Annotated in this window: 13 protein-coding genes and 1 pseudogene; 6 read left to right on the forward strand and 8 right to left on the reverse strand. The window is 51.3% G+C overall.

What is annotated here, in order from left to right; translation table 11 throughout:
* Nucleotides 1–169 precede the first annotated feature (169 nt).
* Nucleotides 170–592: an Lrp/AsnC family transcriptional regulator gene (locus ACTJI9_RS15885; protein ID WP_115052990.1), complete on the reverse strand. Its 423-nt coding sequence runs from the start codon at nt 590–592 to the stop codon at nt 170–172.
* Between the two features lie 133 nt (nt 593–725).
* Here ACTJI9_RS15885 and rocF point away from each other — a divergent pair, with 133 nt between their 5' ends.
* Together rocF and rocD are read left to right on the forward strand one after the other, a co-directional pair.
* The gene (gene rocF / locus ACTJI9_RS15890; protein ID WP_440809233.1) at nt 726–1,715 is read left to right on the forward strand and encodes an arginase; all 990 of its coding nucleotides are present in this window, start codon (nt 726–728) and stop codon (nt 1,713–1,715) included.
* Nucleotides 1,716–1,739: 24 nt separating this feature from the next.
* The gene (rocD, locus tag ACTJI9_RS15895; RefSeq protein WP_307286544.1) at nt 1,740–2,948 is read left to right on the forward strand and encodes an ornithine--oxo-acid transaminase; all 1,209 of its coding nucleotides are present in this window, start codon (nt 1,740–1,742) and stop codon (nt 2,946–2,948) included.
* Nucleotides 2,949–2,993: 45 nt separating this feature from the next.
* Here rocD and ACTJI9_RS15900 read toward each other — a convergent pair whose 3' ends face one another.
* On the reverse strand, nt 2,994–3,632 hold the full coding sequence (locus ACTJI9_RS15900; protein ID WP_440809235.1) for a LysE family translocator: 639 nt from the start codon (nt 3,630–3,632) through the stop codon (nt 2,994–2,996).
* A 227-nt stretch (nt 3,633–3,859) separates the two neighbouring features.
* Here ACTJI9_RS15900 and ACTJI9_RS15905 point away from each other — a divergent pair, with 227 nt between their 5' ends.
* Complete coding sequence (locus ACTJI9_RS15905) at nt 3,860–4,900, forward strand: LLM class flavin-dependent oxidoreductase (RefSeq protein ID WP_115052988.1); 1,041 nt, start codon at nt 3,860–3,862, stop codon at nt 4,898–4,900.
* A 1-nt stretch (nt 4,901) separates the two neighbouring features.
* On the opposite strand, the gene murI is transcribed toward ACTJI9_RS15905, so the two are convergent.
* Genes murI through ACTJI9_RS15920 form a run of 3 tightly spaced genes read right to left on the reverse strand, consistent with a single transcriptional unit; the run spans nt 4,902 to nt 6,850 of the window.
* On the reverse strand, nt 4,902–5,705 hold the full coding sequence (gene murI / locus ACTJI9_RS15910; RefSeq protein WP_115052987.1) for a glutamate racemase: 804 nt from the start codon (nt 5,703–5,705) through the stop codon (nt 4,902–4,904).
* Nucleotides 5,698–6,564 carry a TrmJ/YjtD family RNA methyltransferase gene (locus ACTJI9_RS15915; RefSeq protein ID WP_115052986.1) on the reverse strand — a complete coding sequence of 289 codons (867 nt, stop codon included), beginning with the start codon at nt 6,562–6,564 and terminating at the stop codon, nt 5,698–5,700. The genes murI and ACTJI9_RS15915 overlap by 8 nt, the downstream gene beginning before the upstream one ends.
* Entirely contained in the window at nt 6,551–6,850 is a 300-nt protein-coding gene (locus tag ACTJI9_RS15920; protein WP_307285270.1) for a hypothetical protein, read from the reverse strand. Before ACTJI9_RS15920 ends, ACTJI9_RS15915 begins: the two co-directional genes overlap by 14 nt.
* On the opposite strand from ACTJI9_RS15920, the gene ACTJI9_RS15925 reads away from it, so the two are divergent.
* The 3 genes and pseudogenes from ACTJI9_RS15925 to ACTJI9_RS15935 all read left to right on the forward strand — a co-directional run.
* Complete coding sequence (locus ACTJI9_RS15925; protein WP_307285273.1) at nt 6,849–8,063, forward strand: NADP-dependent isocitrate dehydrogenase; 1,215 nt, start codon at nt 6,849–6,851, stop codon at nt 8,061–8,063. The two genes, ACTJI9_RS15920 and ACTJI9_RS15925, sit on opposite strands and share 2 nt — an antisense overlap.
* Nucleotides 8,064–8,217: 154 nt before the next feature.
* Entirely contained in the window at nt 8,218–9,438 is a 1,221-nt protein-coding gene (locus ACTJI9_RS15930; protein WP_440809240.1) for a PLP-dependent aminotransferase family protein, read from the forward strand.
* Between the two features lie 88 nt (nt 9,439–9,526).
* Nucleotides 9,527–9,655 (forward strand): annotated as a pseudogene (locus ACTJI9_RS15935) (N-acetyl-gamma-glutamyl-phosphate reductase); the annotation flags it as partial.
* Nucleotide 9,656: 1 nt separating this feature from the next.
* Here the strand turns inward: ACTJI9_RS15935 and ACTJI9_RS15940 are convergent.
* The 3 genes from ACTJI9_RS15940 to recA form a co-directional block, all read right to left on the reverse strand.
* Nucleotides 9,657–10,109 (reverse strand): hypothetical protein, encoded by a 453-nt coding sequence (locus ACTJI9_RS15940; RefSeq protein WP_337354712.1) that lies wholly within the window; start codon nt 10,107–10,109, stop codon nt 9,657–9,659.
* Nucleotides 10,110–10,417: 308 nt separating this feature from the next.
* Nucleotides 10,418–13,075, reverse strand: a complete 2,658-nt coding sequence (alaS, locus tag ACTJI9_RS15945) for an alanine--tRNA ligase (protein ID WP_440809243.1) — start codon at nt 13,073–13,075, stop codon at nt 10,418–10,420.
* A gap of 198 nt (nt 13,076–13,273) precedes the next feature.
* Nucleotides 13,274–14,368: a recombinase RecA gene (gene recA / locus ACTJI9_RS15950; protein ID WP_115052980.1), complete on the reverse strand. Its 1,095-nt coding sequence runs from the start codon at nt 14,366–14,368 to the stop codon at nt 13,274–13,276.
* Nucleotides 14,369–14,652: the final 284 nt, after the last annotated feature.

Genomic DNA, 14,652 nt, shown 5'->3' on the forward strand with positions numbered 1-14,652 from the left:
ATTAGATATTTTTACAGTAACATTGTGCGAGGTTCGACGGGGCTAACCATGAGGAAGGTGAGTTGATTTTAAGACAGTTCCTAAGAGCTGTTTTATAATGCAGTCAAACCACTTTCTTATGGCGAAGCCATCGAACCACGCATAATGCTGGTGCAAACATTATAATCGCTTAGCTTTTACGCGTAGACAAAAGGATACTTGTCTCTGTTGAGGTGATTCCGTCAATGTGGCGAATATCACGCAACGTTTTGTCAAAAGCCTCAAGGGTCTCGACCTCAATCTCAGCAACAATATCCCAGCGCCCATTGGTGGTATGCATGGCCCGGATTTCCGGGAAACCCTGAAGGCGGCGAATAACCTTCTCGCCACCCTGCCCGGCAACTTCGATCATGGCGATGGCCCGTACTCCATAGACACCAGCGCCAGCTTTCAAGGTGATTGTGAAGCCCTGAATAGTGCCATCATTGGTCATTTTGTCGATACGAGTGCGCACGGTGGCGCGCGATATGCCCAGGATTGTAGCCATCGATGAAACCGGCAGGCGGCAATCATCTCTCATCAATGACAAAAGCCGACGATCAATGTCATCCATACCTATCAAACCGATCAATATTATTAAGCAAACTGCTCATTATGTTGCGCATTTCTATCAAGATGCTGGCTTTTTGTCACCATTAAAAAATGCGAACATCAGGAAACGACAATCTGCGAAATGGCGACGATTCATGAATATGCACGGCAATTTTGATGATACTCAAAAGCAAAACCTGACCATTATCGGCGCCCCTATTGAAGAGGGCGCAGGTCGGCTTGGCGCATTGATGGGACCGGCCGCTTTGCGCACGGCAGGGCTTGTGCGTACACTTGAAGAACTCGGCCATGCTGCGGAAGATCGCGGCGACCTGCACCTTCCTGAAATATTGCCCAATGTCCCGCCGGTTAAAGGTCTTGCCCATCATATTGAAGAAATCGCCGCATGGTCGCGCATGCTGGCGATCGAAACCTATAACGCAATGAAATCAGGCTCTTTTCCGATTATTCTTGGTGGCGATCATAGTCTTTCCATCGGATCGGTCGGCGGCATTGCGCGCTATTGTGAAGAGCAGAATCGTGAACTCTTCGTGCTTTGGCTTGATGCGCATTCTGATTTCAATACGCCTGCCACTTCGCCATCCGGCAACATGCATGGCATGCCTTTGGCTCTTTTGTGCCGGGAACCCGGCCTCGAAGGCGTTTTCGGCGATGAACCGCATGGTTTCGTCAAACCGGAAAACCTCCACCTTTTTGGCATCCGCTCAATTGACAGCACCGAGCGCGTGCTTCTGCGCGAACGGGGTATTGATGTCGTTGATATGCGCCAGATCGATGAGTTCGGCGTTGCACCGCTCCTGCGCCGAATTCTCGAACGCGTGCAAAAGGCAAATGGCGTTCTCCATGTCAGCTTTGACGTCGATTTTATTGACCCGTCCATTGCACCCGGTGTTGGCACCACAGTGCCCGGCGGCGCGACCTATCGTGAAGCACATCTCGTCATGGAAATGCTGCATGATTCAGGGGTCGTCTGCTCGCTCGATGTTGTCGAGCTGAACCCTTTTCTGGACGAGCGGGGCAAGAGCGCTTTGTTGCTCGTCGATCTCGTGGCCAGCCTTTTTGGCCGCTCAGTTTTCGGAAAACCAAATCGCGTTGATCAGGGCACAACCGCCATCAATGCTTGAATATGGCAATAGGAGGATATTTTGCTGCACACAGCCGCCGATCTCATTTCTACCGAATCCCGTCTTGGGGCACATAACTACAAACCCCTCGACGTAGTGCTGGAGCGCGGTGAAGGTGTCCATGTGTGGGATATTGAAGGCAATCGCTATCTAGATTGCCTGTCTGCCTATTCAGCGGTCAATCAGGGGCATTGCCATCCCAAAATTCTAAAGGCCATGACTGAGCAGGCCAGCAAGTTGACGCTGACCTCCCGCGCCTTTCGCAATGATCAGCTTGCCTTGTTTTATGAAGAACTGGCGGCACTGACCGGCTCCCATAAAATTCTACCCATGAACAGCGGCGCGGAAGCTGTCGAAACAGCGATCAAGGCCGTTCGCAAATGGGGTTATGAAGTAAAAGGCGTTCCGGAAAACAGTGCGGAAATCATCGTCTGTTCCGATAATTTTCATGGCCGGACCATGGGAATTGTTGGCTTCAGCACAGATCCTTCAGCGCGAGAAAACTTCGGACCATTTGCTCCCGGCTTCAAGGTGGTTCCCTTTGGCGACATCGATGCGTTCAGCGCCGCCTTGACCCCTAATACTGTTGCCTTCCTTGTTGAACCCATTCAGGGCGAAGCTGGCGTTATCATTCCACCCCAAGGCTATTTCACTAAAGTGCGCGAGCTTTGCACCAGCAATAATGTGACGCTTATTCTTGATGAAATCCAGACAGGGCTTGGCCGGACAGGCGCGCTACTTGCTGAAGAACATGAAGGCATCGAAGCCGACGTAACGTTAATAGGAAAAGCGCTTTCCGGCGGTTTTTATCCGGTTTCTGCCGTTCTTTCCAATACCGACGTGCTTGGCGTTCTAAAGCCTGGTCAGCATGGCAGCACGTTTGGCGGAAACCCGCTTGCCTGCGCAATTGCCAGAGCAGCGCTCCGCGTCCTTACAGAAGAAGGCATGATCGAGAATTCCCGGGTCGAAGGTCAGTACTTCCTTGAACAGCTAAAGGGCATTCGTAGCAACATCGTGCGGGAAGTCCGTGGCCGTGGGTTGATGCTGGCCGTCGAATTGCATCCTGAAGCCGGTGGCGCAAACCGCTTCTGCTATGAGCTGAAAGAGCGTGGCATTCTTGCCAAGGATACCCATGGCGACACAATCCGCATTGCCCCGCCTTTAGTTATCAAGCGCGATCAGGTGGATTGGGCGCTCGAACAATTTGATGAGGTATTGACAAGGCTCAACTAACACAAAACCAAAGCTGCTCTGTACTCTGAGTTGTGCGGAGCAGTTTTAGATAGCTGGCCGGTAAGTAGCCAGTTTCAGCCCAAACCCGATGAAAACAACGCCTGTCACCCCCTTGAGCCAGCGCTGGAATTTTCCTTGCCGTGTGAAGGCCGTCAGCTTTGAAAAAAGAAACACAATCGAGCCGAACCAGACAATATTGATCATGGAATGCAGGAAAACGAGCAGAAAAGCCGATGCTACGGGATGAGCATTCAAAGGAATGAATTGCGGGAAAACCGCAAGATAAAACATTGATACTTTGGGATTCAGGCCATTCGTCAGCAACCCCTCGAAGAACGCCTTCAAAAGAGTACGCTGACGCTTTGCGGGGGCGATCCTGGGTGCAGTTTCAACACCCTTGAAGGCAGCCATCAGCGCCTTAATTCCGATCCAGCACAAATAAGCCACGCCAATATATTTGACGATCATAAATGCCGTTGCGGATTTCATGACAATGATGGAAATACCCAGAATTGACAAAGCGCCATGTATGTAAAATGCGGTAAAGAATCCCGCAATATTGGCAAATCCGGCTGCGCGGCCAGAGGTCGGAACCGTCTTGGCAATCAACATGCCGTTGGGTCCGGGTGACGTGACCAAAAGCGTGGCAGTGATCACGAAGGCAAATATTACTGACCAGCTCATATGCGTCACCATCCTTTTGCTTTTGCATATATCTGACAAATGAACACGAATTAGTCACTGCGAATCTTGTCACGGTGGCATGTTCAGCCGGGCATTCCACGTAAATCACGTTTCGGCTGCAAATTGAACGGTCACTTTTTGGTGCCTCGGACACTGAAATGTGCGTTCTTCACAATGCGAGTCGACAAGCTTACCTACAGTCTAGTTTGAAAACGAAGAGCACAATCATGGAACTTGGCATTTATACATTTGCGGGTATGAGCCCGGACCCAACAACCGGTGTTGCGATTGATGCTCATCAAAGGATGCAGAATCTCATTGAAGAGATGGAACTGGCGGATCAGGTTGGGCTGGATGTATTTGGTATTGGAGAGCATCACCGCCCTGATTTTGTTATCTCTACGCCTGCAGTAGCGCTCGCCGCTGGCGCTGCCCGCACCAAGAATATTCGCCTTACCAGCGCCGTTACCGTTCTGAGTTCAGAAGACCCGGTACGGGTGTTCCAGGAATATGCCACACTTGATCTGATTTCGTCTGGCCGCGCTGAGATCATGGCCGGACGCGGCTCCTTCATCGAGTCTTTCCCTTTATTCGGATATGATCTTCGCGATTATGATGAGCTTTTCACAGAAAAACTCGATCTATTGCTGAAACTACGCGAAAGCACGCGTGTGACATGGCACGGCAAATTGCGGGCACCATTGGATAACATCGCTGTATATCCCCGCCCGGTGCAAAATCCCTTGCCCGTATGGATTGCTGTCGGTGGAACGCCGGAATCGGTTGTCAGAGCCGGCACGCTGGGACTGCCGCTTGCCGTTGCGATCATCGGCGGCGAGCCGCATCGCTTCGCGCCTTTGGTTGAACTCTATCGTGAATCGGGAAGCAAAGCTGGACATTCCCCGGAGACGCTCAAGGTTAGTATCAACTCGCATGGCTATGTGGCTGATACGTCGCAAGAAGCCGCTGATGGATACTGGCCATCTTACGAAGTTGTCATGAATAAAATCGGCCGCGAACGTGGCTGGCCGCCAAGCAATCGCGCGCAATATGAAGCTGGACGCACGCCTCGGGGCGCCCTCTTGGTTGGTTCTCCGCAAGAGATCATCGACAAGATCATGCTGCAGTATAATTACTTCAAACATGATCGCTTCATGTTGCAGATTGATCTTGGCAGCTTGCCGCATAAGAACACGCTCAAAGCGATTGAGCTTTACGGTACGAAGGTAGCGCCGGTCATCCGCAAAGAGCTTGGTCGGCTTGGCTGAGCTAGACCGGATTTAGTCCAAAACCCTGCAACAGACGCCGCGTTGGAAAGTCCGGCAAGCCCGAGGTGAACACGGCGATATCGTCACCATGTTCCGGCTCCACACCGTCGACATTGGGCTTGAGCAAGGATAATGCCCGCCTTGCTATGGCTTCAGCTGGATCAAGCCAATCCACGGGCCAGGGAGCAAGGCGGCGAAATACATTGACCAGTAGCGGATAGTGGGTGCAAGCCAACACCACGATATCCGTACGCTTGCCGTCCTTCTCGTAGAAGCACGGCATAATTTCATCCAGCAGTGCTGCATCATCCAGCTTATCGCCACGCATGTGCATTTCAGCCATTCGGGCGAGTGTTTGACTGCCGACAAGCCTCACGTGGCATTTTGTGGCAAAAGACTGGATGAGATCACGCGTATAGGCGCGTTTCACAGTGCCCGGCGTTGCCAGAACGCTGATCAGACCTGAAGACGTTCGTTCGGCTGCTGGTTTGATCGCGGGAACTGTGCCCACAAACGGCACTGCTGGAAATGCTTTACGCAAATCATCCAGCACGAGTGTCGATGCCGTATTGCAAGGAATGATCACTATTTCAGGATCATAGGTTTTGATGAAACCATCGAAAAGGCCGATGATACGCTGCTTCAAAGCCTCTTCTTCCCAATCGCCATAAGGAAAACCGGCATCATCGGCGATATAGACAAAGCGGCGATCTGGAATGAGCACCCTCGCCTCGCGCAGGACTGTAAGACCTCCAATACCACTGTCAAAAGCAATAATTGGTCTGTCGCTGGCCGTATTATTCATCGCTTGATGAATCCCTGTCCAAAGTTTGCATGTCATTTTCTGGCGGCATGGACTTTTCGCGCTTGCGCCCCTCGGGCGCGCCGGAACCGCGCGGGGTCTTTGGACTGAAGTAATCCAGCGAAACAACAACGCCGCGTAGCAGTCTTAATTCTGACTCGGAAAAACCAGCTCGCGTCAGTACTCCGCGCAGATTATTGACCATAATCTCCTTACGCGCCATGGGACGGAAGTAACCGCGAGCTTGAAGCGCATCTTCAAGATGGTTGAAAAATCCTTGCAATTGCTCTTTCGGAGCAGGCTCAAGTTCCGGGCCGCGAAAGGCCGTATCGGTTTCCTTTGCAAGTCCTGATTTCATCCACTCGTAAGACATGAGGAGCACTGCCTGCGCGATATTCAACGAAGAAAAAGCCGGATTGACGGGAAAGGTCACAAGTTCATCAGCGAGGCTGATTTCGTCATTGTTGAGGCCGAAACGTTCGCGACCAAACAGAATTCCGGTTTTTTCTTTATTGTTGAAACGTTGCCGCAATATCTGTCCAGCTTCAACAGGACCACGCACCTGCTTGAAAGCGTCACGTTCGCGAGCCGTGGTCGCATAGACAAAATGCAAATCCTTGATCGCCGAAGCCAGATCATCAAAAACCTTTGCATTATCGATAATATGATCGGCACGACTGGCAGCCGAACGCGCCTTCTCATTTGGGAAGGTTTCGCGCGGCTTGACCAATCTCAACTCGGCCAGTCCAAAATTTGCCATTGCCCGCGCCACCATGCCGATATTTTCCGGCAATTGCGGCTCTACCAGAATAATTGCCGGGCCTTCCGCAATAAGGGTGCGCTGTCTGTCAGTTCCGGCCATTTTCAATCCTTGCTTTGATTGCGCCGTAATAGCTCGCGTTTTTTTTACACAAAACCCCAAAAATCTTATTTTGACTGCTGGAGAAGGATTTTGCGCCATTAAAAGCGTTGCGGCGACCTTTGGGCATCAAAAAACAAGCATGGCGTTGTGATGCAATCCAACTGTTTGCGCGAAACCATGTGCGAGCGTCTTTGCGTAACTGTTTTCCAATGCTATAGGGGCGCGAACCCTCAATCAAACCAAAGCCGGCATCCCAAACCCGGCAAAAAAGAGGCCCAATATTCATGGCAAAGATCAAGGTTGCAAATCCGGTTGTCGAGCTCGACGGCGATGAGATGACTCGCATCATCTGGCAATATATCAAGGAAAAGCTGATTCATCCTTACCTCGATATTGATTTGAAATATTATGATCTGGGCATGGAACACCGCGATGCAACGGATGATCAGGTAACGATCGACGCTGCAAACGCTATCAAGCAATATGGTGTGGGCGTAAAGTGCGCCACCATTACGCCTGACGAACAGCGCGTTGAAGAATTTGGCCTGAAGAAGATGTGGAAGTCGCCTAACGGCACCATCCGCAATATTCTTGGCGGCGTTATTTTCCGCGAGCCTATCATCGCCAAAAACGTTCCCCGTCTGGTTCCAGGCTGGACACAGCCAATCATAGTTGGCCGTCATGCCTTTGGTGATCAGTACCGCGCGACAGATTTCAAGTTCCCCGGCAAGGGCAAGTTGTCGATCAAGTTCGTCGGCGAAGATGGCCAGACCATTGAGCACGATGTCTATGACGCACCAAGCGCTGGTGTAGCCATGGCCATGTACAATCTTGACGACTCAATTCGCGATTTTGCGCGTGCATCATTGAACTACGCATATAATCGCGGCGTTCCTTGCTATCTGTCGACTAAGAATACAATTCTCAAAGCCTATGACGGCCGCTTCAAGGACATTTTCCAGGAAGTCTTCGATACGGAGTTCAAGGAAAAGTTTGCAGAAAAGAAGATCGGCTATGAGCATCGCCTGATCGATGACATGGTTGCTTCGGCACTGAAATGGTCTGGCGGCTACGTATGGGCTTGCAAGAACTATGATGGCGACGTTCAGTCTGACATCGTTGCGCAAGGCTTTGGCTCACTTGGTCTGATGACTTCCGTTCTGATGACCCCAGATGGCCAGACAGTGGAAGCAGAAGCTGCTCATGGCACGGTTACCCGTCACTATCGCCAGCACCAGAAGGGACAGGAAACATCGACAAACTCCATCGCGTCGATTTTTGCATGGACCCGCGGTCTGGCACATCGTGCCAAGCTTGATGGCAATGCTGAGCTTGATCGTTTCGCAAGCACGCTTGAAAAAGTCTGTGTCGACACCGTTGAATCGGGCTTCATGACCAAGGATCTGGCGCTTTTGATCGGCCCTGATCAGCCTTGGCTCTCAACAACAGGCTTCCTCGACAAGATCAGCGAAAATCTTACAAAAGCTATGGCTGCCTGATAAAACCACTTGAATTCAAAAGCCCCGTTCACACTGTGACGGGGCTTTTTTAGTAAATGCGGTCTTTTTTGCTCCAAAGCAATAAATATACGACAGCATTGTTGACATATTATCTATTTTGCAGTCGAGTGCCTGCAAAATTGCGGAGGAAGAAATGAGCAATCGCAACGACCGATATTCAACGCGCATCGATAATATGCGTGCTTCCGAAGTTCGCGAACTGCTCAAGCTCCTGGATCAGCCCGGCATTATCTCTTTTGCCGGCGGCATACCTGATCCGGCGCTGTTTCCGAAAGATGCGATTCAGGAAGCTTACAACGCGATTCTGAGTGAAAATGCTGGCGCAGCACTGCAATATTCGGTCAGCGAGGGTTATAAGCCACTGCGTGAGTGGCTCGTTGGCCATATGGCATCGCTCGGTGTTGAATGCACGATAGACAATATCATCATTACCACGGGTTCTCAGCAGGCGCTCGACTATCTCGGCAAGCTGTTTATTTCGCCGGGCGATACGATACTTACCACCTGGCCCACCTATCTCGGAGCACTTCAGGCATTCAATGCCTATGAGCCACGTTATGATCGTCTGACACCGGAAGGCGGCAATACGACCCCGGCAGCTTATATGCAGAGCGCAGAGAAAGCCGGCGGGCAGGTAAAACTCGCCTATCTTACCGCTGATTTTTCCAATCCGACTGGCGAAACAATCGGACGCAGCGAGCGTGCCAAGCTGATCGAGCTTGCCCATGAGCTCGATATTCCCCTCATCGAAGATGCCGCTTACCGGTCACTGCGGTTCAACGGCGAGAACGCCCCTTCCATGCTTGCTCTCGATATTGAGCGCGAGGGAGACATTGACAAGACGCGGGTTATTTACTCCGGCAGTTTCTCAAAAACCCTGACGCCCGGCCTTCGAGTGGGCTGGGTTTGTGCGGCAAAGCCCATCATCTCCAAGCTGGTCCTGATTAAACAGGCTGCCGATTTGCACAGCCCGACAATCAACCAGATGGTTATTCACCATGTGGCTGAGCGGCATTTCGACCAACAGGTCAGCAAGGCCTGCGATAGCTACAGGCTGCGCCGCGATCACATGTTGCAAGCCTTACAAAATTACATGCCAGAGGGTGTTACCTGGACAAAACCGGAAGGCGGAATGTTTGTGTGGATGACGCTACCCGAACATATGGACGGTGCGGATCTGCTGGCAAAATCGATAAAAGAAATCCAGGTGGCTTTCGTGCCCGGATCCGCATTCTTTGCCGATGGCAGCGGCAAGAACACAATCAGACTGAACTACTCCCTGCCAAATGCCGAAGCCATTGATACGGGTATGGCCCGCTTGGGAACGCTTATCAAAAACCAATTGGCTGTTTGATAAGCGCCATTTTAATGAGCTCACACAATGTTGCCGGACATAGACAGTTCCCGGCGGCATTGGTTCAAAGATGATTCACAAATCAGTGCACAAGCGCGTTCCCGAATTGCAGATGCATGGTCGCCTTGACCGCAAACCGATTTTCAGCGCCAGCGTTGACCTTGCCCAAGGCATGATTGTGCAAATGCAGGTCTATACGAGCGATCTTAATGGTAATGCTATTGATCGCCCTCCTGCCCGGCCACAACCTGTTCTGCTGAAGAGCTTACAGATGGCGCGGCAGGTGGACCGAGTTTACTCTTGAGTTTCAGAGCATCGCGAAAGGCCTGTGGGTTCACCTTGCCAACCACCTTACCCGACTTGCCAACGAGCTCAAAGGCAAACCCATTGGACGACGCCTCCAGGAACTCTGCTTCGGTCAAGATCACAATGCCATTCGAAAAGACCATGCACGGCGCCTGAAAACATGGCTGCCTCTCGAAAGTGCCTTTGGTGAATTCAAGCCGTTTTCCAAAACTCCAGGCTTCCTCGAAATTAACCCTGTCAAAAGCCGCATAGACAGTTTTGAAGCCGTAACCGGCCGTCGTCGAATAGAATGGTTGAACTTGCAAGAAAGAGAATACTGCATAGTAAGCCGTGGCAATCGAACCATATGCCGTCTTGTCGTTCATATGAACATCGTTCACAACACTTGGTGGAGTTAAACAAGAACTCAGAGAAATCGAAATAAACAATAAACCAAGTATTCTCTTCACGGAATTCCCTAAATATTTAAAAGAAAATACAAATTTTGCGTGTGACTGTAAAATATACAATTCAATAAGATCAATAAGAAATATAAAGTATTTCAATGCACTTACAGAGTTTAAATAAAAACTCAAAACACGCAATAAACAATAAGTCTAATGACCAATATATGCCCAATAACAATTAAAAAGTGTACTCCTACCCGACTTACGCTCGGGTAGGAGTACGAAAATTAATTCAGCAAAGCTTGACGAACCGCAGAGACTGCCTCTTCCGCCTTTGCCCCATCGGGACCGCCGGCCTGCGCCATGTCCGGGCGACCGCCCCCGCCAGCACCGCCCAGCGCCGCAGATGCAATGCGGACGAGTTCGACAGCGCTGTACTTCCCGAGCAAATCGTCGGTAACGCCAACCACAGCACTTGCCTTTCCATCGTCCGAGACGCCAACGAAAGCGACAATGCCAGAGCCAACTGTTTTCTTGGCATCATCTGCCAATGGCTTGAGGTCGCGTGGATTGACCCCGGAGACCACTTTACCAAGGAAGCCCACGCCATTGATGGTTTCAGACTTGGCACCGCCAGATGCTGCGCCTCCCAAAGCGAGCTGTTTGCGCGCTTCGGTAAGTTCGCGTTCAAGCTTGCGCCGTTCGTCGATGAGTGCCGTTACACGAGACAATGCGTCGGCGGGCGATGATTTGAGTGCGCCCGCAATTGCCTTTACCCGGTCATCCTGCTCTTCGAGATAACGGCGGGCAGCTTCGCCCGTCAACGCTTCCATGCGACGAACACCCGCTGCCACCGCGCTTTCAGAAACAACGCGAATAAGACCAATATCGCCCGTTGCGCGCACATGCGTGCCGCCGCAAAGCTCTGTGGAATAACTTTTTCCGGCCTTTTCTCCGTGAAGCGCAGTGCCCATCGAAACGACACGCACCTCGTCTCCGTATTTTTCTCCGAACAATGCCATTGCGCCTTCGGCAATTGCATCATCAACCGCCATCAGCCGCGTCGAAACGGGTGCGTTCTGCAAAACAATTTCATTGGCAAGATCTTCAATGGCCGCAAGTTCCTTGTCGGAAATCGGCTTGGGATGTGAGAAGTCGAAACGCAGGCGATCAGGCGCAACAAGTGATCCCTTCTGCGCCACATGGGTTCCTAATGTTTCGCGCAAAGCCTCATGCAATAAATGCGTTGCCGAGTGGTTGGAGCGAATGCGGTTGCGACGAGCGCTATCCACGACAAGCTCAACCGCCGCATCTACTTTTACTGTGCCCTTGGTGACTGTGCCAATATGAACGAACACGCCATCATTTTTCTTCTGCGTATCGCTGATGGCGATGCTGAAGCCTTCACCGGTAATTAAGCCCGTATCGCCCTGCTGACCGCCGGACTCGCCATAAAATGGTGTTTGATTGACCACAACAGATACGGACTGCCCTTCGCCGGCACTGTCGACCGTTTTGCCGTTTTGAACCAATGCGGTGACAACGCCTTCGGCTTTCTCCGTCTCATAGCCGAGAAATTCCGTCGAGCCCACCTTGTCTCGAACCGAGAACCACACAGTTTCGGTCGCAGCGTCACCGGAACCTGACCAATGCGCGCGCGCTTCAGCCTTCTGCCGCTCCATGGCAGCGGAGAACCCATCGGTATCGACGTTGATGCCGCGCTGACGCAAAGCATCCTGCGTCAAATCAAGCGGAAAGCCAAAAGTGTCATATAGCTTGAATGCGGTTTCGCCATCCAGGCTGTCGCCCTCACCCAAAGATTCCGTTGCATCGCCCAAAAGTCCAAGACCACGCTCCAATGTCTTGCGGAAGCGTGTTTCCTCTAATTTGAGCGTTTCCGAGATCAACGACTCTGCGCGAACAAGCTCTGGATAGGCCTGTCCCATTTCCCGCACCAAAGCCGGAAGCAAACGCCACATCAGCGGATCGCGGGCACCGAGCAATTGCGCATGGCGCATGGCGCGACGCATTATGCGACGAAGTACATAACCACGGCCTTCGTTAGATGGCAGCACGCCATCGGCAATAAGGAAGCTTGCCGAGCGCAGATGATCAGCGATCACACGATGACTGGCGCGAAACTTACCTTCGGCTTTTACGCCGGTTGCATCTTCCGATGCCCGGATCAGCGCACGAAACAGATCAATATCATAATTGTCATGCTCGTTCTGAAGCACGGCAGCAAGGCGTTCAAGCCCCATTCCGGTATCAATAGAGGGACGTGGCAGCTCTATCCGCTCTTCCTTGGTCAATTGTTCGAACTGCATGAAGACCAGATTCCAGATCTCGATAAAGCGATCTCCGTCCTCATTTGCGCTACCGGGAGGACCGCCCCAAATATCCTCGCCGTGATCGTAGAATATTTCAGAGCAAGGCCCACAAGGTCCGGTATCGCCCATGGCCCAGAAATTATCACTGGTCGCAATGCGAATGATCCGGTCATCCGAAAGGCCTGCGATTTTTTTCCAGTATTCCGCAGCAGCGTCGTCCGTATGATAGACGGTCACAAGCAATTTGTCCTTGTCCAGGCCAAACTCCTTGGTGATCAAATTCCAGGCGAGAGAAATCGCTTCTTCCTTGAAGTAATCGCCAAAGGAAAAATTGCCCAGCATTTCGAAGAAGGTATGATGACGGGCAGTATAGCCGACATTGTCCAGATCATTATGCTTGCCGCCTGCTCGCACGCATTTTTGCGAAGTCGTCGCGCGGTTATAGGGGCGCTGCTCAACACCTGTGAAAACATTCTTGAACTGGACCATTCCGGCATTGGTAAACATCAGCGTCGGATCATTGCGGGGCACAAGCGGGCTCGACGCGACAATCTCATGGCCGTTCTTCTTAAAATAATTCAGAAATGTCGACCGTATCTCGTTGACGCCACTCATAATTCTCAGCCTCTGATCCTGTATATCCAATGCGGATTCACTACTTCCCCAAAATGAAGGGATAGAACGAAACGCTTGTAGCGATGCGTTCTGCCGCTGTCCAGAAAATCCCTCTTCCCGCGGCAATGGATTACAAAAAACCCGCAACCGTGAAGGTGTGCGGGTTTTTGCAACTATCAAATAACGCTGTTTATTGGCTTAGCCTTCAGCAGCATCCAAATTGTCATCATCCTCAATATCATTCGGACCCTTGTCCAGCATCTGCTCGGAGATCAATCCTGCATTCTGGCGGATTGCAAGTTCGATCTCATTGGCCAGATCGGGATTTTCCTTCAAGAACAATTTGGCATTGTCTCGGCCCTGACCAAGGCGCTGCGAATTATAGGAGAACCAGGATCCAGACTTTTCGACCAGACCAGCCTTGACACCAAGATCGACAAGTTCACCCGTCTTCGAAACACCTTCACCATACATGATATCGAATTCAACCTGCTTGAAGGGCGGAGCAAGCTTGTTCTTGACCACTTTTACACGAGTCTGATTGCCCACGACTTCATCACGCTCTTTCAGCGAACCGATGCGCCGAATATCAAGGCGAACCGAAGCGTAGAATTTAAGCGCATTGCCGCCTGTCGTTGTTTCGGGCGAGCCAAACATCACGCCGATCTTCATGCGGATCTGGTTGATGAAAATGACCATGCAGTTGGAACGCGAAATCGAAGCTGTCAGCTTACGCAGTGCCTGACTCATCAACCGAGCCTGCAAGCCTGGCAGGCTATCGCCCATTTCGCCTTCAATTTCGGCACGTGGTGTCAGTGCAGCAACAGAGTCGATAACCAAAACATCGATTGCGCCAGAACGAACCAGTGTATCGGTGATTTCAAGCGCCTGCTCCCCCGTATCGGGCTGGGAGATCAGCAAATTCTCCAGATCAACGCCGAGCTTGCGTGCATAGACTGGATCAAGCGCGTGTTCCGCATCGACAAAAGCGCAAATCCCGCCCTTCTTCTGCGCTTCTGCAATTGTATGCAGTGCGAGCGTCGTCTTACCAGAACTTTCCGGTCCATAAATTTCTACGATACGTCCCTTGGGAAGACCGCCAACACCGAGCGCAATGTCGAGCGACAATGAACCGGTAGGCACAGTTTCAATCTCAACGACCTGCTCGTTGCGCCCCAGCCGCATAATCGACCCCTTACCAAAGGATCTTTCAATCTGCGACAATGCCGCATCAAGCGCTTTAGTTTTATCCACCGAATTACCCTCAACCAACCGCAAAGAATTCTGAGCCATGTTACACTACCCCTGTGATATGCATGAAGTCCGGATGTTCCTGTTTGTGAACTTATTTGTATCTGTTTTGTTCTCATTTTGCAATAGCATTATGTGACTGAAATTAATATAGAAATCAATTTTGTTCTGATAATGTTCTCGTCATGACTGCCACTGCCGTCCACATTTTGTTTTGACCTGTTTTACCAAGCACTGGGGTTAAGACAGCTCGATGTGGTCGAATCGCTCTCATTGTTGCGTCGGGCGATTCTGCGGTCTAGAGAAAGAGGAACGCGATCAACGTC

Origin of the sequence: Phyllobacterium sp. 22552 (assembly GCF_052044585.1) — a bacterium.
GTDB classification, from domain to species: Bacteria; Pseudomonadota; Alphaproteobacteria; order Rhizobiales; family Rhizobiaceae; genus Phyllobacterium; species Phyllobacterium ifriqiyense.

Excerpts from the sequence above, each read along its gene's own strand:
- alaS (WP_440809243.1), bottom strand. The coding sequence starts at position 13,075 with ATGAGTGGCGTCAACGAGATACGGTCGACATTTCTGAATTATTTTAAG.
- murI (WP_115052987.1), bottom strand. The coding sequence starts at position 5,705 with ATGAATAATACGGCCAGCGACAGACCAATTATTGCTTTTGACAGTGGT.
- ACTJI9_RS15885 (WP_115052990.1), bottom strand. The coding sequence starts at position 592 with ATGGATGACATTGATCGTCGGCTTTTGTCATTGATGAGAGATGATTGC.
- ACTJI9_RS15915 (WP_115052986.1), bottom strand. The coding sequence starts at position 6,564 with ATGGCCGGAACTGACAGACAGCGCACCCTTATTGCGGAAGGCCCGGCA.
- rocF (WP_440809233.1), top strand. The coding sequence starts at position 726 with ATGAATATGCACGGCAATTTTGATGATACTCAAAAGCAAAACCTGACC.
- ACTJI9_RS15925 (WP_307285273.1), top strand. The coding sequence starts at position 6,849 with ATGGCAAAGATCAAGGTTGCAAATCCGGTTGTCGAGCTCGACGGCGAT.
- ACTJI9_RS15905 (WP_115052988.1), top strand. The coding sequence starts at position 3,860 with ATGGAACTTGGCATTTATACATTTGCGGGTATGAGCCCGGACCCAACA.
- recA (WP_115052980.1), bottom strand. The coding sequence starts at position 14,368 with ATGGCTCAGAATTCTTTGCGGTTGGTTGAGGGTAATTCGGTGGATAAA.
- ACTJI9_RS15930 (WP_440809240.1), top strand. The coding sequence starts at position 8,218 with ATGAGCAATCGCAACGACCGATATTCAACGCGCATCGATAATATGCGT.
- ACTJI9_RS15940 (WP_337354712.1), bottom strand. The coding sequence starts at position 10,109 with ATGAACGACAAGACGGCATATGGTTCGATTGCCACGGCTTACTATGCA.
- ACTJI9_RS15900 (WP_440809235.1), bottom strand. The coding sequence starts at position 3,632 with ATGAGCTGGTCAGTAATATTTGCCTTCGTGATCACTGCCACGCTTTTG.
- ACTJI9_RS15920 (WP_307285270.1), bottom strand. The coding sequence starts at position 6,850 with ATGAATATTGGGCCTCTTTTTTGCCGGGTTTGGGATGCCGGCTTTGGT.